Raw genomic sequence first — 22,467 nt, 5'->3', positions numbered from 1 at the left:
TGCCTACGGAGACCAAGACATGACCGATCAGACCACGCAAACCGACACCCCGACCTTCAAGCCGAAGAAATCCGTCGCCCTGTCCGGCGTCGCCGCGGGTAACACCGCACTGTGCTCGGTGGGCCGCTCCGGCAACGACCTGCACTACCGCGGCTACGACATCCTGGACGTCGCCGACACCTCCGAATTCGAAGAAATCGCCTACCTGCTGGTGCACGGCAAGCTGCCGAACGCCGCCGAACTGAAAGGCTACAAGGCCAAGCTCAAAATGCTGCGCGGCCTGCCGCAAGCCGTGAAGGGCGCGCTGGAAGCGCTGCCTGCCGCTTCGCATCCGATGGACGTGATGCGCACCGGCGTCTCGGTGCTGGGCTGCACGCTGCCGGAAAAGGACGACCACAACATCCCGGGCGCGCGCGACATCGCCGACCGCCTGATGGCATCGCTGGGTTCGATGCTGCTGTACTGGTACCACTTCAGCCATAACGGCAAGCGCATCGAAGTCGAGACCGACGACGACTCGATCGGCGGCCACTTCCTGCACCTGCTGCATGGCGAAAAGCCGTCGGAGGACTGGGTCAAGGCGATGCACACCTCGCTGATCCTGTACGCCGAGCACGAGTTCAATGCCTCGACCTTCACCGGCCGCGTCATCGCCGGCACCGGTTCCGACATCTACTCGGCCATCACCGGCGCGATCGGCGCGCTGCGCGGCCCGAAGCACGGCGGCGCCAACGAAGTCGCCTTCGAGATCCAGAAGCGCTACGAAAACGCGGACGAAGCCGAAGCCGACATCCGCAACCGCGTCGCCAACAAGGAAGTCGTGATCGGCTTCGGCCACCCGGTGTACACGATCTCGGACCCGCGCAACAAGGTGATCAAGGAAGTGGCGCGTAAACTCTCGGCGGAGGCCGGTTCGATGAAGATGTTCGACATCGCCGAGCGCCTGGAATCGGTCATGTGGGAAGTGAAGAAGATGTTCCCGAACCTGGACTGGTTCTCGGCGGTCTCGTACCACATGATGGGTGTGCCGACCGCGATGTTCACGCCGCTGTTCGTCATCGCGCGCACCTCCGGCTGGTCGGCCCACATCATCGAGCAGCGCATCGACAACAAGATCATCCGTCCGAGCGCGAACTACGTCGGTCCGGAAGACCTGAGCTTCGTGCCGCTGGCGGAGCGCAAGTAATGGACGGCGCCGGCAGTATCGTCGTGCGCGCACTGGCCGCGGAAGACGCGCGCCAGTACCGCGCCCTGCGCCTCAACAGCCTGCGCGATTACCAGCTCTGCCATGGTCCGACGTATGAAGACGCGCTGGAACAATCGGAAGAATGGCACGCGAAGCGGCTGACGCAGGCCGGCGATTACTGGTTCGGCGCCTTCGATGGCGACCAGCTGCTGGGCACCGTTGCCCTGCGCACGCAGGAAAACCGGCGGCTGCGCCATTCCGCCAGCTTGAACAGCCTGATGGTCGATGGGCGGCAGCAGGGGCGCGGGATCGGGCGCCTGCTGGTGTCCCACCTGATCGATTTTGCCCGCTCGCTGGGCAGCATCCGCCAGATCACGCTGGCTTACACCGACGGCAACACGGCCGCGGAACGGCTCTACGAGGCCTTCGGCTTCAAGCAGTTCGGCGTCGAGCCGGACGCCATCCTCCATGAAGGCAGGTACTACGCCAAGCAGCACCTGCAGCTCTCTCTCGTTTCACAAGATCCATCATGAACAGCCAATACCGCAAACCCCTGCGCGGGACCAATCTGCACTACTTCGACGCCAAAGCGGCGGTCGAAGAAATCCAGCCGGGCGCCTGGGACGGCCTGCCCTACACCTCGCGTGTGCTGGCCGAAAACCTGGTGCGCCGCTGCGACCCGGTCGCGCTGGTGCCTTCCCTGAAGCAGCTCATCGAGCGCAAGCGCGACCTCGACTTCCCCTGGTTCCCGGCGCGCGTGGTCTGCCACGACATCCTCGGCCAGACCGCGCTGGTCGACCTGGCCGGCCTGCGCGACGCCATCGCCCTGCAAGGCGGGAACCCGGCCCTGGTGAACCCGGTGGTGCCGACCCAGCTGGTGGTCGACCACTCGCTGGCCGTCGAGTGCGGCGGCTTCGATCCGGATGCCTTCGACAAGAACCGCGCGATCGAAGACCGCCGCAACGAAGACCGCTTCGATTTCATCAACTGGACCAAGAAAGCCTTTCAGAACGTCGACGTGATCCCGCCGGGGAACGGCATCCTGCACCAGATTAACCTCGAGCGCATGAGCCCCGTGGTCCAGGTGAAGGATGGCGTGGCCTACCCGGATACCCTGGTCGGCACCGACTCGCACACCCCGATGGTCGACGCGCTGGGCGTGATCGCGATCGGCGTCGGCGGCCTGGAAGCCGAAAGCGTCATGCTGGGCCGCGCGTCCTACATGCGCCTGCCGGACATCGTCGGCGTCGAGCTGACCGGCAAACCGCAGCCGGGCATCACCGCCACCGACCTCGTGCTGGCGCTGACCGAGTTCCTGCGCAAGTCGAAGGTCGTCTCCGCCTACCTGGAATTCTTCGGCGAAGGCTCGGCCAACCTGACCCTGGGCGACCGCGCCACGATCTCGAACATGGCCCCGGAATACGGCGCCACCGCCGCCATGTTCGCCATCGACGAGCAGACCATCAAGTACCTCAAGCTGACCGGCCGCGACGACGAGCTGGTCAAGCTGGTCGAAACCTATGCGAAGGAAACCGGCTTGTGGGCCGACACCCTGGCCAAGGCCGAGTATGAGCGTACCCTGCAGTTCGACCTGTCCACGGTGGTCCGCAACATCGCCGGCCCGTCGAATCCGCACAAGCGCGTGCCGACTTCGGAACTGGCCGCGCAGGGGATCGCCGGCAAGGTCGAGAACGAGCCTGGCCTGATGCCGGACGGCGCGGTGATCATCGCCGCCATCACCAGCTGCACCAACACCAACAATCCGCGCAACATGATCGCGGCCGGCCTGATCGCCCGTAACGCCAACAAGCTGGGACTGCTGCGCAAGCCGTGGGTGAAATCCTCGCTGGCGCCGGGCTCGAAGGCTGTGGCACTCTACCTGGAAGAGGCGGGCCTGCTGCCGGAACTGGAAAAGCTGGGCTTCGGCATTGTCGCCTTTGCCTGCACCACCTGCAACGGCATGTCGGGCGCGCTGGATCCGGTCATCCAGAAGGAAGTCGTGGAGCGCGACCTGTACGCGACCGCCGTCCTGTCGGGCAACCGCAATTTCGACGGCCGCATCCACCCCTATGCCAAGCAGGCCTTCCTGGCATCGCCCCCGCTGGTGGTGGCCTATGCGATCGCCGGCACGATCCGCTTCGACATCGAGAAGGATGTGCTGGGTGTCGACGCCAATGGCAAGGAAATCCGCCTGGCCGACATCTGGCCGAGCGATGCCGAGATCGATGCCGTGGTCGAACGATCGGTGAAGCCGCAGCAGTTCCGCAACGTGTATGACGTGATGTTCGCGCGCCAGGAATCGACGGAAGAAGCGGTGTCGCCGCTGTACGACTGGCGCCCGATGAGCACCTACATCCGCCGTCCGCCCTATTGGGAAGGCGCATTGGCCGGCGAGCGTAGCCTGAAGGGTATGCTGCCGCTGGCGGTCCTGGGCGACAACATCACCACCGACCACCTGTCGCCGTCGAACGCCATCATGATGAACAGCGCGGCTGGCGAATACCTGCACAAGATGGGCCTGCCGGAAGAAGACTTCAACTCCTACGCTACCCACCGCGGCGACCATCTGACGGCGCAGCGCGCCACCTTCGCCAATCCGACACTGAAGAACGAGATGGTCCGCAACCTAGATGGCAGCGTGCGCGCCGGTTCGCTGGCCCGCATCGAACCCGAAGGCCAGGTGACGCGCATGTGGGAAGCGATCGAGACCTACATGGAGCGCAAGCAGCCGCTGATCGTGATCGCCGGCGCCGACTACGGCCAGGGTTCCTCGCGCGACTGGGCGGCGAAAGGCGTGCGCCTGGCCGGCGTGGAAGCCATCGTGGCCGAGGGCTTCGAGCGCATCCACCGCACCAACCTGGTCGGCATGGGCGTGCTGCCGCTGGAGTTCATGCCGGGCACCACCCGCCTGACCCTGGGCCTGGACGGCACCGAGAGCTACGACGTGGTGGGCGAACGCACCCCGCGCGCTGTGCTCATGCTGGTGATCCACCGCCATAAAGGAGAGAAAGCGGGCGAGACGGTCGAAGTGCCGGTGACCTGCCGTCTCGATACGGCGGAAGAGGTGTCGATCTACGAGGCCGGCGGCGTGCTGCAGCGCTTTGCGCAGGACTTCCTGGCGACGACGAAAGTAGCAGCATAATCGTAGGGTGGGCACCCCGTGCCCACGATATGCGCCGACACCGCGCAAACGTTTTGGTGGGCACGGGGTGCCCACCCTACAAGGACGACATCAATGGCTCATCAACCCCAAATCAAGATCCCCGCCACCTACATGCGTGGCGGCACCAGCAAAGGCGTCTTCTTCCGCCTGCAGGACCTGCCCGAAGCGGCCCAGGTACCCGGCGAAGCACGCGACAAGCTGCTGCTGCGCGTGATCGGCAGCCCCGACCCCTACGGCAAGCAGATCGACGGCATGGGCGGCGCCACCTCGAGCACCAGCAAGACCGTGATCGTCGCCAGGGCCACGCGCCCGGACCACGACGTCGACTACCTGTTCGGCCAGGTCTCGATCGACAAGCCTTTCGTCGACTGGAGCGGCAACTGCGGCAACCTGTCGGCGGCGATCGGCCCCTACGCGATCAGCAACGGCTTCATCCCGGCCGAGCGCATTCCGGAAAACGGCACGGTCACCGTACGCATCTGGCAGGCCAACATCAACAAGACCATCGTCGCCCACGTGCCGGTCACGAATGGCCAGGTTCAGGAGACCGGCGACTTCGAGCTGGATGGTGTGACCTTCCCGGCGGCCGAGGTCCAGCTCGAATTCATGGACCCGGCGGCCGAGGAGGGCGAGGGCGGAGGCGCGATGTTCCCGACCGGGAACCTGGTCGACGAGCTCGAGGTCCCCGGCGTCGGCACGCTCAAGGCGACGATGATCAATGCTGGCATCCCGACCATCTTCGTGAACGCCGAAGACATCGGCTACACCGGCACCGAACTGCAGGACGCGATCAATGGCGACCCCAAGGCGCTGGCGATGTTCGAATCGATCCGGGCCCATGGCGCGATGCGCATGGGTTTGATCCAGCACGTCGAAGAAGCGGCGCGCCGCCAGCACACGCCGAAGGTGGCTTTCGTCGCATCGCCGCTGGATTACGTCGCCTCCAGCGGTAAACAAGTGATGGCCGGCGAGATCGACCTGCTGGTGCGCGCGCTCTCGATGGGCAAGCTGCACCACGCGATGATGGGCACGGCGGCGGTGGCGATCGGCACGGCGGCGGCGATTCCCGGCACCCTGGTCAGCCTGGCCGCCGGCGGCCGCGCCCATGAAGCGGTGCGCTTCGGCCACCCGTCCGGCACCCTGCGCGTCGGCGCCCAGGCGGAGCAGGACGAGAAAACCGGCGACTGGGCCGTCAAGAAGGCGGTGATGAGCCGCAGCGCCCGCGTCCTGATGGAAGGCTGGGTCCGCATCCCCGGCAATACTTTCTAAGCCTTTGTAACACCATGAGCCCGCCGTACAACACGGAGGGCTTTTTTTTGCCTGTTTGATATTTGCGACCGATTGTTGGTTTATGATTCTCCCCGGAAAAAGAGGTCCCGCGGACGGACCCGGAAATTGGGACAAGGGATGGATCGTGTAACGAGCAAACCGGCCATGGTGGCCGAGGCGCTGGCGCTGCTGGCCGCGCCGGCCTGCGCCTGCGATGCGCAGGGACTGATTTGGGCGGCCAACGAGGCCCTCGAGCGGCTGCTCGGCGCAGCGGTCGAGGGCTCGACGCTGCCCGTGCTGTTCTGCGAGCGCAGCAGGCCGCAGGCCGCGCACGAGGCCGCGCTGGCGGCAGGCGGCGAGCGGCGCTGGAGCGGGCTGCTGGCGGCCGGCGAACTCGAAATCCCGGTCGAGGTGAGGGCGCGTCCCTTGCCGCCCGAAGCCGGCATTTTGGGTGCCACCTTCGTCTTCGGCGAGCTGCCCGGCGCCCGCCAGTCCCGCTGTGCGGAAGGCGCGCTGCGCAGCGTCCAGCTGGAGCAGGCGGTGGTGCTCGAGCACGCGCCGGTCGGCATCGTCGTCACCCTGCCGCACCTGGTCAAGTCCTGCAATCCGCGCATGGCCCACATGCTGGGCTACGAGCCCGGCGATCTGATGGGACGCGATCCCGCCGCCTTCTTCGTCTCCCAATCCCAGTACGAAAGCTTCATGGAGCAGGCTGTCTGCGTGTTGACCTCCGGCGATCTGTTCGAGCGCGACGAAATCCAGCTGCGCCGCCGCGACGGCTCGCTGATCTGGTGCCGCATCCGCGCCAGGGCGGTCGACATGACCTCGCGCGATGCCGGCACGATCTGGATCCTGGAGGACGTGACGGAGGCCCGCCAGGCCCTGCGTGAAGTGCAGGCGATCATGACCAATGCCTCGATCGGCATCTTCTTCACGCGCGAACGCGTGATCACGCGCACCAACAGCAGCTTCGACCGCATGTTCGGCTACCGCGAAGGCGAGACTATCGGCAGCCTGACGCGCATCCTGTACGCCGACGATGACGCCTTCGCCTACCTGGGCGCCGAGGCCTATTCCGTGCTCGGGCAGGGCAAGCCCTTCCAGGCCGAGAGCACCATGGTGCGCAAGGACGGTACGCCGATGTGGGTGCGCCTGATCGGCTACGCCATCAACAGCGAAGATCCGGCGCAGGGCACGATCTGGATGATCGAGGACCGCACGCGCCAGAAGTGCGACGAAGAGTCGCTGCGCAACGCGGTGCTGGAAAACCAGGCCATCCTCGACAACGCGGTGCTGGGCATCGCCGTGGTCGAAGGCGGGCGCACGCTGCGCTGCAACCGCAAGATGGAGGAACTGTTCGGCTGCGCGGACGGCGCGATCGACGGCGCCAGCGTGCGCGAACTGTATCCCGACCTCGCCAGCTGGGATGCGGCGCGGCGCCAGACCCAGGCCGACTTCGCGGCCGGCCGCGTGCACATGGCCGAATACCAGCTGATGCGGCGCGACGGCACGCGCTTCTGGGCGCGCCTGTCGGGCCGGCCCTTCGACATGGCCCAGCGCAGCGGCCGCAGCGTCTGGCTGATCGACGACGTGACCGACCAGCGCCAGGCCGCCGATGCCCTGCGCCGCGCGCGCGACGAACTCGAGGTGCGGGTGCAGGAGCGCACCGCGGAGCTGGCGGGCGCCAACCGCCTGCTGCAGGCCGAGATCGTCGAGCGTCGCCAGGCAGAGGCCCGGGTCCACCACATGGCCTACCACGACGCGCTGACCGGGCTGCCGAATCGCGCGCTGCTGTCCGAGCGCCTGGACCGGGCGATGCTGGTGGCACGGCGCGACGGCCGCAAGCTGGCCGTGATGTTCATCGACCTGGACCGCTTCAAGACCATCAACGATTCGCTCGGCCACCTGACCGGCGACCACCTGCTGAAGGAAGTCGCGAACCGCCTGTGCCGCGTGGTGCGGGCAGTGGACACCGTGGCGCGCCTGGGCGGCGACGAATTCGTGGTGCTGGTGCCGGGCGTGCGCGTGGCCGAGGAATGCGCACTGGTCGGCGAGAAGATCATCGCCGCGCTGGCCGAGCCGGTGCGCTTCGAGGGCCGCAGCCTGCACATCTCGCCCTCGATCGGCATCTGCCTGTGCCCGGACGACGGCGAGGATGTCGAAACCCTGATGCGCAAGGCCGACGCCGCGATGTACCACGCCAAAGCCTCGGGCCGCAACAACTACCAGTTCTTCGCCGAGCGCATGAACGTGGCGGCGGCGCGCCACTTCGAGCTCGAGACCAGCCTGCGCGGCGCGCTCGAACGCCGCGAGTTCACGCTGTTCTACCAGCCCATCGTCGCCACGCGGGACGGCAAGGTAGAGGGCCTGGAGGTGCTGCTGCGCTGGCGCCGCCCGGACCACGGCCTGGTGGCGCCGGACGACTTCATCCCCATGCTGGAAGAGAACGGCCTGATCGTGTCGGTGGGCGAATGGGTGATCCGCGCCGCCTGCGAACAGGCGGTGGCGTGGCAGAAGGCCGGTTTGAAGGCGGTGCCGCTGGCGGTCAATCTGTCGGCGCGCCAGTTCATGCAGCGCGGCCTGGTCGACTCGATCCGGCGCATCGTCGAGGAGACGGGCATTGCGCCGGCCATGCTGGAATTCGAGATCACCGAGACCGCGCTGATGCAGCACGGCCAGCAGACCCTGGAAACCTTGGACGAGATCTCGAAGATGGGCATCCGCCTGTCGATCGACGACTTCGGCACCGGCTATTCGAGCCTGGCCTACCTGAAGCGCTTCCCGGTCCACAAGATCAAGATCGACCGCGCCTTCATCCGCGACCTGGCGGGCAGCGGCGAGGATCGCGCCATCGTCGCCGCCATCATGGCGCTGGCCGGCAGCCTGCAGCTGTCGGTGGTGGCGGAAGGGGTGGAGACCGAGGCCCAGCTGGCGCTGCTGCGCGAGCATGGCTGCGACCTGGCGCAGGGTTATCTGTTTGCCAGGCCGGCGGATGGGGCGGAGATCCCGCGCCTGCTTACTCGATAGTCGCGATGACGGGGGTGTGGTCGGACGGCTGCTCCCACTTGCGCGGCTCGCGGTCGATCACGCAGGCCGTGCAGCTCTTCGCCAGGCTGGCCGACAGCAGGATGTGGTCGATGCGCAGGCCGCGGTTGCGGCGGAACGCCATCATTCGGTAGTCCCACCAGCTGTACAGCTTTTCCGGCTGCTCGAACAGGCGGAAGGCGTCCGACAGGCCCAGGCCGAACAGCTCGCCCAGCGCGGCGCGCTCCGGTTCCGAGCAGTGGATCGCGCCGGCCCATTCGACCGGGTCGTAGACGTCACGGTCGTCCGGCGCGATGTTGTAGTCGCCCAGGATTGCAAAATCCGGGTGCGCCGCCATTTCTTCCTTCACCCACTCGCGCAGCGCCGCCAGCCAGGCCATCTTGTAGGCGAACTTGTCGGAGCCGACCGCCTGGCCGTTGACGACGTAGGCGCAGATCACGCGCACGCCCTGCACGGTGGCGGCGATCAGGCGCTGCTGCTCGTCGGGGAAGTGCGGGTTGTTGCGCACCACGTCGGTCAGCGGATGTTTCGAGATGATGGCCACGCCGTTATACGTCTTCTGGCCGGTGAACGCGACCTCGTAGCCGGCCGCGTTGATCTCGGCGACCGGGAATTTGTCGTCGGTGAGCTTGGTCTCCTGGATGCAGAGCACGTCGACCGGATTGGCGGCGAGCCATTGCAGCAGGTGCGGCAGGCGCACTTTCAGGGAGTTCACGTTCCAGGTGGCTAATTTCATGAATGCTTGAGGATGGAGATGGCGAGACTGCCATTATTACATGGCAGCCGGCCACGCTGTCCTCAGGGCAGCAGCAGCGGCACGTCGTCTTCGTCGGGCGTGACCTCGATCTTCTGGGTCAGAACGCGGTTCAGCCAGGTGCGCGCCGGATTTTCGACGAGGTAGAAGGCGGCGATCCCCAGGGCCAGCGAACCGGCCAGCGCCGGCAGCAGCGGCAGGCCCTCGCGGTGATGCAGCATGTAGAAAGGCTGCTGCCACAGGTAGAGCGAGAACGACCAGACGCCCATCTGGCGCAGCGGCCGGAATTCGAGAATCGTGCGGAACAGGCCCGGACTGCGGTCCAGCAGGTTAAGCGCCAGCGCGAAGGCGCCGCCGCCGGCGATCAGCATGAAGGCCGGCGGAAAGCGCCACCAGTAGGCGCAGATGCCGCCCGCGACCAGCACCGGCACGGCGAGCGCGGGCAGGGTGGGCCGGCGCACCCGGAAAGCCAGCAGCAGGAAGCCCGACACCACGATCCCGAAGGCCATCACTTCCGAATGCAGCCACAGGCCCTTCGGCGCATTCTGCCCGAAGGCGAACCAGTACAGCACGGCGATGCCGGCGGCGGCGGCGGCGGTCATCCCGAGCTCGGCCAGGCCAGAGGTCTTCCTGGACCGGCAGGACAGGGCCAGCAGCGACAGCAGGATGTAGGCATGCTCTTCGACGCTGAGCGACCAGATATGCCCGAGCGGCATGGTCCAGGTCTCGGTGCCGACAAAATAGTTATTCGTGAAGGTCGCGGCCGACAAGAGTTCGTAGCCGCTGATCTCGCGCCCGGTGAGCAGATAGGTCAGGGCGACCACGGCCAGCAGTACGACGACCGAGGGTAGGATGCGGGAAATGCGGCGCCTGTAGAAGATCGGCAGGGGTACCTTGTCGATGAACAGGATCTTCGACATCAGGAAGCCGGACAGCACGAAGAACAGGCTGACGCCGATGGCGCCGAAGTTCAAGCCAGGTACCGGCAGGAAGTGTCCGATCAGGAGAAACACGATGGCAAGGCCGCGCCAGCCATCCAGGTAAGGGATATGTGTTTTCATCGTCGGACGGCTTATCGTAAATATGCAAGTGTACTGGCGGGCCATCTGTTGAGCTACCCCTCAGTAAACACTGTTGTATTTGCCATTTCTCCCGCAGTGCATGAAAGCTTTGCATGCCTTCTGTCGGAATTGCTTACAATCCCTGCAGCGGAATCTCGAATTCCGCAGTAAGTATTTGATTTTTAAGGGAAAGAAAAGCAAGGAATGTATTTTGCTTAAATGATGTTGCCGCATAGGGCAGAGTATTTCTCAAGCTGGACCGCGGAGCTGTTGTTTTTTTGAAATATTTCCGTTTAAAACTATGCACTACTGCAACCATTTGCACAAAGAGCAACGTTGATGTCGTAGAATTATTGCTTGATAAGAAAAATATATTGCTCCAGGCTGGCAAACTCGGCCGAACTGTGACAAGATGTAACAATCGCGGCAATAGAGGGGACGATTACGTATCTTTTTCCCTTCTGGAAGAAAAAGTTGCAGTACGCCAATATAGCTTGTAGTATTTGCATATTTCTTTGAAGTCAAGTATCTCTTGGCAATTCATTGCTTTGATAGGGTTGCCGAGGCCGGGTACAAATCACCGGCCGCTGGCAGGTGTGTAACGATCGCGGATCCGTAAGCAGGATTTGCACACAGCTTTTATAAAGGACAGCAATGCGTCAAGCATTCGAAGCATGGGCCCAACGCGATGGCCACATTGTCCGGCGCCGTGAGGACAAGCCGGAAGAGTACCTGGTGTACGAAACCCAGCGCCGCTGGCTGATCTGGCAGGCCGCGCTCGCGCACGGCAGCAAGGCGGTCGACGCTCAGCAGGCCGAGCAGGCGCAGAAGTTCGCGCCGGCCGAGGCCAAGGCCCCGGTCATGCTGGCCGACGAAGCCGCAGTGCGCAACCGCGTGCTGAACGAGGTGCTGGATGCCTTCAGCGAGCTCGACGAGAGCGCCGGCGTCGAGGGCATCGTCCGGGTCATCCAGAACCTGAAGAAGAAAAGCCAGGCCCAAAGCCAGAGCCAGAGCCGCCAGGTCGAAGAACAGACCTGATGCATTACCGCCACTACAAGGGCGGGGTGTACGAGCTGGTCTGCGAGGCCGTGCTCGAGGCGGACCTTACCCCTGTGATGGTTTACCGGGGCGAGGACGGGCGGGTCTGGGTCCGGCCGAAGGACGTGTTTTTCGAAACTGTCGAGCTGGACGGGGCGCAGGTGCCGCGTTTTATTGAAAGCGCATGAACAGATTTTTCTTTTCGGCCGCGCTGGCCCTGGCATCCGCCATCGGCCTGTCCGGCTGCGTGAGCGGCAGCGGCGCCGCCGCCGACGCCAGCTTGCAGCAGGTGGAAGTCCACACCATCCTCGATCACCGCGAAGTCGCCGGCGTCGGCTGCCTGCTGGCGAACGATTTCGGGCGCTGGTTCGTGACGGCGCCGGGGCGCGTGACCATTACCCGCAGCAGCAAGCCGCTGGCCGTCTACTGCAAGCGCGAAGGCGTCGGCAGCGCCGACGAATGGTGGGGCGCACGCTACGACAGCAACCGCCTGATCGGCAATATCCTTTTCACGGCTGGCCTCCACAACTACGTCGAGAACGGCTATGCCTATCCGGCCACGCTGACCGTCTTCATGCATCCGTCGAAGAAGGGCGAGACGGAAGCCGTGGAACCGGGTACGCCGATCTTCTGAGGATTTGTGACTCCCGGTCATGAATAAAAAAAGGACGCCGAGGCGTCCTTTTTTGCATCCCGATGAAGCTCTTAGACGCGCTTAGTTAAACACGATTAAGCAGGAAGGTCGTCAGCAGCGGCACCGGACGGCCGGTCGCGCCCTTGGATGCACCCGATTTCCAGGCGGTGCCGGCGATGTCCAGGTGGGCCCAGGTGTAGTTGCGGGTGAAGTTCTCCAGGAAGCAGGCCGCGGTGATCGACGCGCCGCCCGGGGTGCCGATGTTGGCCAGGTCGGCGAAGTTCGACTTCAGCTGCTCGTTGTACTGCTCGCCGATCGGCAGGCGCCAGGCGGTGTCGCCGGCCTGCTTGCCGGCGTCCATCAGTTCGTCGGCCAGGGCGTTGTGCTGGTCGTCGTCGCGGGTGAACAGGCCCGAGGTGTGGTGGCCCAGCGAGACGATCACGGCGCCGGTCAGGGTCGCGATGTCGATCACGGCGGCCGGCTTGAAGCGCTCGGCGTAGGTCAGGGCGTCGCACAGGATCAGGCGGCCTTCGGCATCGGTATTCAGGATCTCGATGGTCAGGCCGTTCATCGCGGTGACGATGTCGCCCGGCTTGGTCGCGCGGCCGGACGGCATGTTCTCGCAGGTCGGAATGATGCCGATCACGTTCAGCTTCAGGCCCATCTCGCCGATGGCGCGGAAGGTGCCCAGCACCGAGCCGGCGCCGCACATGTCGTACTTCATTTCGTCCATGCCGGGGCCCGGCTTCAGCGAGATGCCGCCGGTGTCGAAGGTGATGCCCTTGCCGACCAGGACCACCGGCGCGTCGTTCTTCTTGCCGCCGTTGTGCTTCAGGACGATGAACTTCGGCGGCTCTTCGCTGCCGCGGGTGACCGACAGGAAGCTGCCCATCTTCAGGGCTTCGAGCTGCTTGCGCTCCAGGACTTCGATGTCGAAGCCAAAGTCGGCGCCCAGCTTCTTGGCGGTGTTGGCCAGGTAGGTCGGGGTGCAGACGTTCGGCGACAGGTTGCCCAGCTCCTTGGTCAGGCTCATGCCGTTGGCGATGGCCTGGGCCTGGGCCAGCACTGCCTTCGCTTGCGGCGTGGCTTGCGGGACGGCGATGGCGAGCTTGCGCACGCCGGTCGGGGCCGGGTCCTTCTTGCTCTTTTGGCTGTCGCTGCGGAATTCGGCTTCGTTGGCGGCAATCACGATGCTGCGCAGGGACCAGGCCAGGTCGCGCTCTTTCACATTCTCGACCGGGAATGCGATAATGGCATCCTGGGCGCCCAGGGTGGAGAAGGCTTTCAGAGCGCTGCTGACTGCGCTGCCGAAGCTCTTCTCGCTCACGGCTTCATCGGCGCCCATGCCCACCAGCAGCACGCGGGCGGCGGAAACGCCGGCCACGCCGCGCAGCAGCAGGGTGGTGCCGGCCTTGCCGGAGATGTCACCCGACTTGACGGCGGCTGCGATCTCGCCATTCAGGTCGAGGGCTTTGGCGGCCTCCGACAGTTTCTTGTTCTCGAACACAGCGACTGCGATGCAGCCCGATTTGGCTGCGGCCAGCGTGTTTTTTGTGTCGAATGCTTTTATGCTAAAGTCCATTGGGTTCTCCGTATTAGTGCCTAACCTGCAATTATAACTATCGAATGATTTTCCGACGCGCCCTACAGCGTGAATTGGCCAGCGTCGCCGGCGCAACCTTCACCGTCCTGTTCTCCATCCTCGTCACCTGGACCCTGATCACCATCCTCGGCAAGGCCGCGGGGGGCAAGGTCGCATCTGGTGACGTGCTGGCGCTCATTGCATTTGCGGTGCTGAATTATCTGCCAACTATCCTGATCCTCACCAGCTTTATTTCGGTGCTGGTCGTGATCACGCGCAGCTACCGCGATTCCGAGATGGTCGTCTGGTTCGCCTCCGGCCAGTCGCTGACGCGCTGGATCGCGCCGGTGCTGCTGTTTGGCCTGCCGCTCGTGATCCTGGTGGCGGTGATCTCGCTGGTCGCCATCCCCTGGGCCCAGTTGAAGAGCAACGAGTTCACCGAGCGTTTCGAGAAGCGCGAAGACCTGCAGCGCGTGGCGCCCGGCCAGTTCCGCGAATCGGCCGCCGCCGACCGCGTGTTCTTCGTCGAGAGCTCGGCCGCGCGCGCCTCCACGGTCGTGCAGAACGTGTTCGTCAACACCATCGACCAGGGCGTCAACACCACCGTGGTGGCCAAGGAAGGCCAGATCGAACCGGACGGCAAGGGCGGCCAGTATCTGGTGCTGAAAAACGGCCGCCGCTACCAGGGCACGCCGGGCAAGCCGGACTTCCAGGCCATGGAGTTCGAGCGCTACCGCATGCGCGTGGCGACCCAGGCGCCGGTGATGGGCGACCTGAGGGTGGAGGGGATGTCGACGGCGGCGCTGATGGCGATGCCGCGCAACCAGTACGCCGACGCCGAACTGCAGTACCGCCTGACCTGGCCGATCATGTGCGTGGTGCTGATGCTGCTGGCGATTCCGCTCGGCTTCGTCAATCCGCGCGCCGGCGCCTCGGCCAACCTGATCCTGGCGCTGCTGATCTTCTTCACCTACCTGAACCTGACCAAGGCCGCCGAACAGGCGGTCAAGCAGGCCAAGGTCGGCTTCGGCATGGCCTGGTGGCCGCTGCATGTGCTGGTGCTGCTGGCGGCCCTCGGCCTGTTCGCCTGGCGCCTGAACATCCACCATCGATGGCACCCGCTGCTGCTGGCGAATGCCTGGAAGCGCCGCCGCCTGCTGCAAAGCGCCGCCGCCAGGGAGGGCGCGCAATGAAGATCCTCGAGCGCTACTTCTTCGTCAACATCGCCCAGGCCGTGGCCTTCGTGCTGGTGGCCTTCCTGGCCCTGGCCGCCTTCATGGACCTGACCGGCGAGCTGCCGGCGGTGGGCAAGGGCGGCTACATGATCCAGCACGCGATGCTCTACGTGCTCCTGCTGGTGCCGGGTAACATGTACCGCGTGATGCCGGTCGCCGCGCTGCTCGGCACCATCTACACGATGGCGCAGTTCGCCCAGACCTCGGAATTCACGATCATGCGCGCCTCTTCGATGTCGACCCGGATGGCGGGTGCGATCCTGTTCAAGATCGGTATCGTGTTCGTCGTCCTCACCTTCATCTTCGGCGAACTGATCACGCCGCGTACGGCGCCGCTGGCCGAGCGCCTGCGCCTGTCGGCCAAGGGCGCGACCCTGTCGGCCGAATTCCGTTCCGGGATGTGGACCAAGGACACCGTCCACGATGGCGGCCAGAAAGGCCCCGTCACCGGTTCGCGCTTCTTCAATGCGCGCCAGATCCGCCCGGACGGCCAGCTCGCCGACGTGCGCCTGTACGAGTTCGACAACAGCATGCGCATGCGCAGCCTGATCACGGCCGCCAGCGCCGTCTTCAGCGGCAACCACACCTGGCGCCTGCAGGACGTGACCGAGACCCAGTTCAGCAACACCCGCAGCCTGCCGGCGCCGGGCACGCCGCTGCCGAACGGCCAGACGATCCAGAACCGCTTCGGCCAGGACACCGCCGCCGTCAGCACCCGCAAGCTGCCTTCGCTCGACCTGGAATCGGAGATCACGCCGAAGATCCTGTCGGTGTCGCGCTCGGACCCGGAGCGCATGTCGGCCAACGAACTGGTGGTCTACACACGCCACCTTGCGGAAAACCGCCAGGAGACGGAACGCTTCAAGATCGCCTTCTGGCGCAAGCTGGTCGGTCCGCTGTCGATCTTCGTGATGATGGTGCTGGCGCTGCCTTTCGGCTACCTGCAGGTGCGCAGCGGCGGCGTCAGCTTCAAGGTCTTCATCGGCATCATGATCGGCGTGAGCTTCATGTTGATCGACAACCTGTTCTCCCACATCGGCATGCTGTCGACCTGGCCGGCCTTCATGACAGCCGCCACGCCCAGCCTGCTGTTCCTGCTGCTCGGGCTCGGGGCCTTGCGCTGGGTCGAGCGGCATTAGGAGCATCGCCATGGAACGCGCCCTGATCCTGTTCGCCCACGGCGCCCGCGCCGCTTCCTGGGCGGCGCCTTTCCAGCGCCTGCGCGAGCTGACGGCGCAACAAAGGCCCGACCTTGCCGTCTCGCTGGCCTTCCTCGAGCTCATGACGCCCAGCCTGCCCGACGAAGCGGCCGCCCTGGTCGCGCGCGGCGTGCGCGAGATCGTCATCGTCCCCATCTTCCTGGGGCAGGGCGGGCACCTGCTGCGCGACCTGCCGCGCCTGCTCGACGAACTGCACGCCGCTCACCCCGGCGTCGCGTTCTCGACCGTGCCCGCGGTCGGCGAAGACCCCGCCGTGCTGGCCGCAATGGCGGCCTACTGCGTCTCCTCCTTGCCGAATTGACAGGTTTTCTCGTTCCTTAACTCTGTTGTTTCGCCTGCAATTCTTTCTGCAAACTGAGTTGTTTCCAGACTAATCTTTTGTTGCTTCCAGGAGATATTTCTGTGCGGGAAGTAATTTCCGCGTTGCATTTTGAGTTGCCGTGAGGAATTATAGTCATCCATGAGCCGTGCGCGCCGCCCGCATGGCAGACCTCTCGATGACGACCATGCCTACTCCCTCGACCACGATCTACGTCCGCCCAAGCTGGGGCATCTCCACCTGGACCTATGCCGGCGCGACCATGCCGTCCGGCGCCGCGTCGAGCGCGGTGACTGCGGTGTCCTTCGACGTCACGAGCAGCCTCGGGCAGCAGCTGACCCGCGGCGAGCTGCAGTACAGCTTTGACAACGGCAAGACCTGGAACGCCTATGCGGTGCCGGTCGACGGCCAGGGCGCCTACGTCGCGGCAGCGGGCACGCTGTGGCGCTTCCTCGACCACAGCAGCGACACGGCGACCCCGAACACCTTCGGCGCCCACTACAAGCTGGCCGACGGCAGCGTGGTCAACGCCGATAACACGGTCATCCCCGACAACCCGCCGGCCAGCCTGGTCGGCGAGAACAACAGCATGTTCTCGACCCTGCAGGCGGGCGCCGTGGTCGACCTGCTGTCCCCGATCGACACCGGGTCGCTGACGGGCGGGCGCTGGGTGATCGACAGCCAGTCGCAGCCCGGCCTGTTCGCGATCTCCTACAACCCGGCCACCGACACCGCGGCGCGCCTGGTGATCGCCGACGCCAGCCAGCTGCCGATGACCGGCCTGTCGGCGGCGGTGACGGTGCACTACTACGACCGCGCCCAGCTCGATACCAACGGCAACCCGATCGCCGGCCAGGGCGTGACCCAGACCCTGGGCTACACGGTGCAGGACGGCGCCACCCGCCAGCTGCCGGGCTTCGGCGACGACATCAAACTCGGCGCGGCCGCCAGCGCATGGGCCGCCAATCCCTCGCTGGCCAAGCTGTCGAACGGCGGCTTCGTCGCCGTCTGGCAGGGCAGCGACACGGTGGCGGGCGGCGCCGGTGCGGGCCTGTGGGCCCAGCTGCGCGACGCCTCCGGCGCGGCCAGCGGCGCGGCCTTCGCGCTGACCCCGAATGGCGACGCCAGCATCGAAGGCGAGCCGGCGGTGGCGGCGCTTTCGGGCGGCCGCTTCGTGGTCGCCTATTCGATCAACGATGGCGGCGCCACCCGCATCGCCTACCGCGTGGTCGAGGCCAACGGCAGCGCCGGCGTCGAGCACGTGCTCGACACGGGCGCCAGCGGTGACGCCGCCATGCCCACCGTCGCCACCCTGGCGGACGGCTCCTTCGCGCTCGGCTGGCGCAGCGGCGGCACGGTCCACGTGCAGCAGGCCGCGGCCGACGGTAGCCTGGCCGGCGGCCAGCAGGTCTACGGCGTGCTGTCCTCGGCCTTCAGCCCGAGCATCTCGGCGCTGAAAGCAGGCGGCTACATGGTGTCCTGGGGCGAGATCAACGACGGCAACGTGTACGCGGCCACCAGCGCATCCGGCCAGGCCTTCGTCGTCAACGGCGACGGCTATGCCGCCAGCCTGGCTACCGCCGCGCCGCTGCCGCATGCGACCACGCTCGCGAACGGCAACGTCGTCATCGCCTGGGACAGCTATGTCAACGCGCCCTTCGGCTTCGGCGGCAGCGATGTCTTCTTCCAGGTCTACGACAGCAGCGGCCATGCGCTGGGCGCCCAGGTGCAGGCGAATATCGACGGCGGCAGCGGGCGCTTCGACGCCGCCGTGACGGCCCTCTCCGACGGCAGCTTCGTGGTCGCCTGGCAGTCGGAAACCGGCGACTACGACGGCGCCGGCATCTTCGGCCGCCGTTTCGGCGCCGACGGCAGCGCCATCGACGCGCAGGAATTCGAGATCAACCAGATGCGCGCCGGCGACCAGACCGGCCCCGACCTGGTGGCGCTGGCCAACGGCGGCTTCGCCGCGGCCTGGGTCGACAACCAGGCCGGCAACGTGTCGGTCGAAGCGCGCGTGTTCACCGTACCGGGCCAGGGCACCGGCCCGCTGCAGGGCGGCACCGAGACATCGACCGCGGGCAGCGCCGTCAGCGATCCGGCGCCGCCGGTCACCGCCCCGATTGTGACCGCGCCGAGCACGCCGGCCAGCACCCCTGGCACCCCGGTGGCGACGGCCCCGAGCGCGCCGGTGGCGAGCACGCCCAGCAGCCCCGCGCCGAGTTCACCCAGCACCTCGGTGCCGGCGAACCTGGTCGGCACGGCCGGCAACAACGTGCTGTCGGCAAGCAGCGCCGGCGGCCTGCTGGACGGGAAGGAGGGGATCGATACGGTACTCTTCGGTAACCAGCGCAGCCAGTATGCGCTGTCGAACGACGGCACCAACGTGTCGCTTTACGACTTCGGCAGCGGCAGCACGACCAAGCTGGCCAACGTCGAGCGCCTGCACTTCAGCGACCAGAACGTGGCGTTGGACATCCACGGCAATGCCGGCGAAGCCTATCGCCTGTACCAGGCCGCGTTCAACCGCACCCCGGACAAGGTCGGCCTGGGCTACTGGATCGATGCGCTGGACGACGGCAACAGCCTGCAGAACGTGGCGCACAGTTTCGTCAACAGCGCGGAATTCGCCAGCATGTACGGCGCCAATGCGAGCGACACCCAGTACGTCGCCGCGCTGTACGCGAACGTGCTGCACCGCGCCCCGGATGCCACGGGCTACGAATTCTGGCTGCACGCGCTGCAGATCGCACCGCGTGACGAAGTGCTGGTGAATTTCAGCGAGAGCCCGGAAAACCAGGCGCAGGTGATCGGCGCGATCGCGAACGGGATCGTCTATACGCCCTGGGTGGGCTGAGCGGAAGCAGCGGTTTAGTCCGGCGCCTGGTGTACGCGGCGCTGCAAGGCTTCGCCGATCATCACCAGCACCGGGCCATTGGCCGTGTCGAGGCCGTGCGCCAGGTCGGCCAGGGTAAGGCGCAGGATGCGCTGGTCGGGGCGGCTGCAGTTTTCGATGACGACCACCGGCAGTTCCGGGCGGCGGCCCAGCGCCAGCAGGCGCTCGGCGGTGGCGGCGGCTTCGCGCCCGCCCATGTACTGCACCATGGTGTCGGTTTCCGGCAGGGCGCCATGATCCGGCTGGTCGGGGGCGGTGCTGGAAGTGAAGAAGGCGACGCTGCGCGCCACCCCGCGCTTGGTGAGCGGCTGCTTGGTGGCCGCCGCGGCGGCCACCGCGGTGGTGATGCCGGGGACGACTTCGACCTCGATGCCGGCTTCCTCGAGCGCGCGCAGCTCTTCGTCGGCGCGCCCGAACAGCATCGGGTCGCCGCCTTTCAGACGCACCACCATCCCGAAGCGCCGCGCGCAATCGACCAGCTGTTCGTTGATGAGGGTTTGCGCGGTGGAGCGCTGGCCGGAACGCTTGCCGACCGAGATCTTCTCGGCCTGCGCGCAGAGTGCCAGCATCTCGGGCGTGACGAGGGCGTCGTACAGCACGACCTCGGCCTGCGCCAGCAGGCGCGCGCCGCGTACGGTGATGAGGTCAGCTGCGCCGGGACCGGCGCCGATCAGATAGACTTTTCCCAGCACCGACATGCCTTCTTTATAGTTGCGTCATTCCCGCTTTCGCGGGATGACGGTGTTACTGATCCAGGCGAATCATACCCGCAGCAACCGTCTGATGGGTCACTTCATCGATGAGGATGAAGGCGCCGGTCGCGCGAATGTCTTCATACGCATCCGCCGCCAGCGGCTGCTGCACGGCCAGCTCGATGCGCGCGATGTCGTTCAGCTTCAGGCCTTCCGCGGCATGGCGCTGCTGGGTGTTGACGTCCAGGATGTTCTCGATCGCCTTCACCTTGGCCATGGTCTGGCGGGTGCCGTGCTTGATCCAGTACTTGCGGCGCACATCCAGCGGCTCGTCGGCCATCCAGCAGACGTCGGCTTTCACCTGCTTGAGCAGGGTTGCCGGCTGGGCGGCCCCGGCCAGCACGTCGCCGCGCGAGACGTCCACGTATTCGTTCAGCAGCAGGGTGATCGACTGGCCGGCCACCGCGGTTTGCAGGGCCCCGTCGAAGGTCTGGATTTCCTTGACCGTGGCTTCGACGCCGGAGGGCTGCACCACCAGCTTGTCGCCAACGGACACCTTGCCGGATTCGATGCGGCCCATGTAGCCGCGGAAGTCCTTGGCTTCGTGGCCGTTGTGGCGCGCCACCAGCTGCACCGGGAAGCGGAAGGGCGCGTCGTGGGCTTCGTCGTAGACGCTGATCGATTCCAGCAGTTCGATCAGGGTCGGGCCTTCGTACCAGGCCATGTTGTCGCCGCGTTCGACCACGTTGTCGCCGGCCAGCGCCGACAGCGGGATCGCGGTGATGTCCTTCAGGCCCAGGCTGTTCGCGAATTTGGTGTACTCGGCCACGATGCGCTCGTACACCGTGCGGTCGTAGTTCACCAGGTCCATCTTGTTGACGGCCACGATCACGTGCTCGATCTGCAGCAGTTTCGCGATGGTCGAGTGGCGCTTGGTCTGAGTCAGCAGCTCGACGCTGCCGTCATCGCCCAGCTTCACCTTCGAGACGTCGACCAGGATGATCACGGCGTCCGCGGTCGAGGCGCCGGTCACCATGTTGCGGGTGTACTGCTCGTGGCCCGGGGTGTCGGCGATGATGAACTTGCGCTTCGGCGTGGCGAAGTAGCGGTAGGCGACGTCGATGGTGATGCCTTGTTCGCGCTCGGCTTCCAGGCCGTCGGTCAGCAGCGAGAGGTCGATGGTGTCGCCGACGGTGCGTTTGTGCTTGGAGCGCGACACCGCCGCCAGCTGGTCGGCGAAGATGCCCTTGCTGTCGAACAGCAGGCGGCCGATCAGGGTGCTTTTGCCGTCGTCGACGGAGCCGGCCGTGATGAAGCGCAGCAGGGCCTTGTCGCCGGGGGCTGCAAGGCGGCCGGACTGGTCGGCGGCGTGGTTGATGTTTTCAGTGACGGCGTTCATCAGAAATATCCTTGCTTCTTGCGTTTTTCCATCGACGCTTCCGAGGTCTGGTCATCCATGCGGGTGGCGCCGCGCTCGGTGATCTGGGTGATCGCGGTTTCGGCGATGATGTCGAGCGGGTTGGCGGCGGTCGAGGCCACCGGGCAGGTGCAGGAGATGTCGCCGACGGTACGGAAGCGAACCGTTTGCGTTTCGACCGTTTCGCCTTCGCGGGCCGGGGTCAGCGGGGTCAGCGGCACCAGCAGGCCGTTGCGCGGGATCACCTGGCGTTCGTGCGCGTAATAGATGGGCGGAAGGGCCAGCTTTTCGCGGGCGATGTACTGCCAGACGTCCAGTTCGGTCCAGTTCGAGATCGGGAACACGCGCATGTTCTCGCCCGGGTGAACGCGGGTGTTATACAGGTCCCACAGTTCCGGGCGCTGGGCCTTCGGGTCCCACTGGCCGAATTCGTCGCGGAAGGAGAAGATGCGTTCCTTGGCGCGCGCCTTTTCCTCGTCGCGGCGGGCGCCGCCAATGCAGGCGTCGAAGCCGTGCTCGGCGATGGTCTCCAGCAGGGTCACGGCCTGGGCTGCGTTGCGCGAGTCGGTGGCCGGGTTGCGCAGGCGCACGGTGCCCTTCTTGATCGAGTCCTCGACCGAGCCGACGATCAGGCGCTCGCCCAGTTCCGCCACGCGGGCGTCGCGGAAGGCGATCACTTCGTCGAAGTTGTGGCCGGTGTCGATGTGGACCAGCGGGAAGGGGAATTTACCCGGACGGAAGGCCTTTTCGGCCAGGCGCAGCAGCACCACGGAATCCTTGCCGCCCGAGAACAGCAGGGCAGGGTTGCTGCACTCGGCCGCTACCTCGCGCAGGATGTGGATCGCTTCCGATTCGAGGGCGTCGAGGTGGCGCGCATTCACGTCGCCAAGCGTCCCGGGAGTGTCAGTAAAAGTCGTCATGATGGCTGTGCCTGTCAATGTCTTGTGTTCGTTCGC

Annotated in this window: 18 protein-coding genes; 12 read left to right on the top strand and 6 right to left on the bottom strand. The window is 65.8% G+C overall.

The window, feature by feature from the left end; all coding sequences use genetic code 11:
• Window positions 1-19 precede the first annotated feature (19 nt).
• The 5 genes from prpC to AC07PE_RS19595 all read left to right on the top strand — a co-directional run bounded on the left by prpC (window position 20) and on the right by AC07PE_RS19595 (window position 8,645).
• Window positions 20-1,186, top strand: a complete 1,167-nt coding sequence (gene prpC, locus AC07PE_RS19615) for a bifunctional 2-methylcitrate synthase/citrate synthase (protein WP_498767533.1) — start codon at window positions 20-22, stop codon at window positions 1,184-1,186.
• A complete protein-coding gene (locus AC07PE_RS19610; protein ID WP_498767532.1) occupies window positions 1,186-1,719 on the top strand; it encodes a GNAT family N-acetyltransferase in 534 nt (177 codons plus the stop codon). Before prpC ends, AC07PE_RS19610 begins: the two co-directional genes overlap by 1 nt.
• A complete protein-coding gene (acnD, locus tag AC07PE_RS19605) occupies window positions 1,716-4,328 on the top strand; it encodes a Fe/S-dependent 2-methylisocitrate dehydratase AcnD (protein ID WP_498767530.1) in 2,613 nt (870 codons plus the stop codon). Before AC07PE_RS19610 ends, acnD begins: the two co-directional genes overlap by 4 nt.
• Window positions 4,329-4,421: 93 nt before the next feature.
• Complete coding sequence (gene prpF / locus AC07PE_RS19600) at window positions 4,422-5,618, top strand: 2-methylaconitate cis-trans isomerase PrpF (protein ID WP_498767528.1); 1,197 nt, start codon at window positions 4,422-4,424, stop codon at window positions 5,616-5,618.
• Window positions 5,619-5,756: 138 nt separating this feature from the next.
• A complete protein-coding gene (locus AC07PE_RS19595) occupies window positions 5,757-8,645 on the top strand; it encodes a bifunctional diguanylate cyclase/phosphodiesterase (protein ID WP_498767526.1) in 2,889 nt (962 codons plus the stop codon).
• On the opposite strand, the gene xth is transcribed toward AC07PE_RS19595, so the two are convergent.
• A complete protein-coding gene (gene xth, locus AC07PE_RS19590) occupies window positions 8,635-9,399 on the bottom strand; it encodes an exodeoxyribonuclease III (protein ID WP_498767524.1) in 765 nt (254 codons plus the stop codon). The genes AC07PE_RS19595 and xth overlap by 11 nt on opposite strands.
• 62 nt (window positions 9,400-9,461) lie before the next feature.
• Complete coding sequence (locus AC07PE_RS19585; RefSeq protein ID WP_498767522.1) at window positions 9,462-10,478, bottom strand: acyltransferase family protein; 1,017 nt, start codon at window positions 10,476-10,478, stop codon at window positions 9,462-9,464.
• Window positions 10,479-11,132: 654 nt separating this feature from the next.
• On the opposite strand from AC07PE_RS19585, the gene AC07PE_RS19580 reads away from it, so the two are divergent.
• From AC07PE_RS19580 to AC07PE_RS19570, 3 genes are read left to right on the top strand one after another with little or no spacing between them, the layout of a single operon-like run.
• On the top strand, window positions 11,133-11,516 hold the full coding sequence (locus tag AC07PE_RS19580) for a phiTE_015 family protein (protein WP_498767520.1): 384 nt from the start codon (window positions 11,133-11,135) through the stop codon (window positions 11,514-11,516).
• A complete protein-coding gene (locus tag AC07PE_RS19575) occupies window positions 11,516-11,704 on the top strand; it encodes a DUF1653 domain-containing protein (RefSeq protein ID WP_498767518.1) in 189 nt (62 codons plus the stop codon). Before AC07PE_RS19580 ends, AC07PE_RS19575 begins: the two co-directional genes overlap by 1 nt.
• Window positions 11,701-12,150: a hypothetical protein gene (locus AC07PE_RS19570; protein WP_498767516.1), complete on the top strand. Its 450-nt coding sequence runs from the start codon at window positions 11,701-11,703 to the stop codon at window positions 12,148-12,150. Before AC07PE_RS19575 ends, AC07PE_RS19570 begins: the two co-directional genes overlap by 4 nt.
• Window positions 12,151-12,235: 85 nt before the next feature.
• Here the strand turns inward: AC07PE_RS19570 and AC07PE_RS19565 are convergent, their stop codons facing one another.
• Window positions 12,236-13,732 carry a leucyl aminopeptidase gene (locus AC07PE_RS19565; protein ID WP_498767514.1) on the bottom strand — a complete coding sequence of 499 codons (1,497 nt, stop codon included), beginning with the start codon at window positions 13,730-13,732 and terminating at the stop codon, window positions 12,236-12,238.
• A 44-nt stretch (window positions 13,733-13,776) separates the two neighbouring features.
• Between AC07PE_RS19565 and lptF the strand changes: the two genes are divergently transcribed.
• The 4 genes from lptF (at window position 13,777) to AC07PE_RS19545 (ending at window position 19,363) form a co-directional block, all read left to right on the top strand.
• Window positions 13,777-14,925 carry an LPS export ABC transporter permease LptF gene (gene lptF, locus AC07PE_RS19560; RefSeq protein WP_498767512.1) on the top strand — a complete coding sequence of 383 codons (1,149 nt, stop codon included), beginning with the start codon at window positions 13,777-13,779 and terminating at the stop codon, window positions 14,923-14,925.
• Window positions 14,922-16,106 (top strand): LPS export ABC transporter permease LptG, encoded by a 1,185-nt coding sequence (gene lptG, locus AC07PE_RS19555; RefSeq protein WP_498767510.1) that lies wholly within the window; start codon window positions 14,922-14,924, stop codon window positions 16,104-16,106. Before lptF ends, lptG begins: the two co-directional genes overlap by 4 nt.
• A gap of 10 nt (window positions 16,107-16,116) precedes the next feature.
• Window positions 16,117-16,488 carry a sirohydrochlorin chelatase gene (locus AC07PE_RS19550; protein ID WP_498767508.1) on the top strand — a complete coding sequence of 124 codons (372 nt, stop codon included), beginning with the start codon at window positions 16,117-16,119 and terminating at the stop codon, window positions 16,486-16,488.
• A 181-nt stretch (window positions 16,489-16,669) separates the two neighbouring features.
• The gene (locus AC07PE_RS19545; RefSeq protein WP_498767506.1) at window positions 16,670-19,363 is read left to right on the top strand and encodes a DUF4214 domain-containing protein; all 2,694 of its coding nucleotides are present in this window, start codon (window positions 16,670-16,672) and stop codon (window positions 19,361-19,363) included.
• 14 nt (window positions 19,364-19,377) lie between these two features.
• Here AC07PE_RS19545 and cobA read toward each other — a convergent pair whose 3' ends face one another.
• Genes cobA through cysD form a run of 3 tightly spaced genes read right to left on the bottom strand, consistent with a single transcriptional unit; the run spans window position 19,378 to window position 22,431 of the window.
• The gene (gene cobA, locus AC07PE_RS19540) at window positions 19,378-20,100 is read right to left on the bottom strand and encodes a uroporphyrinogen-III C-methyltransferase (RefSeq protein WP_498767504.1); all 723 of its coding nucleotides are present in this window, start codon (window positions 20,098-20,100) and stop codon (window positions 19,378-19,380) included.
• Between the two features lie 46 nt (window positions 20,101-20,146).
• Window positions 20,147-21,493 carry a sulfate adenylyltransferase subunit CysN gene (cysN, locus tag AC07PE_RS19535; protein ID WP_498767502.1) on the bottom strand — a complete coding sequence of 449 codons (1,347 nt, stop codon included), beginning with the start codon at window positions 21,491-21,493 and terminating at the stop codon, window positions 20,147-20,149.
• Window positions 21,493-22,431: a sulfate adenylyltransferase subunit CysD gene (gene cysD, locus AC07PE_RS19530; protein ID WP_498767500.1), complete on the bottom strand. Its 939-nt coding sequence runs from the start codon at window positions 22,429-22,431 to the stop codon at window positions 21,493-21,495. The genes cysN and cysD overlap by 1 nt, the downstream gene beginning before the upstream one ends.
• Between the last annotated feature and the right edge of the window lie 36 nt (window positions 22,432-22,467).

It is taken from the genome of Telluria sp. GW821-FHT07G12, from assembly GCF_059418525.1.
This window is presented reverse-complemented; position numbering and strand designations above follow the sequence as displayed.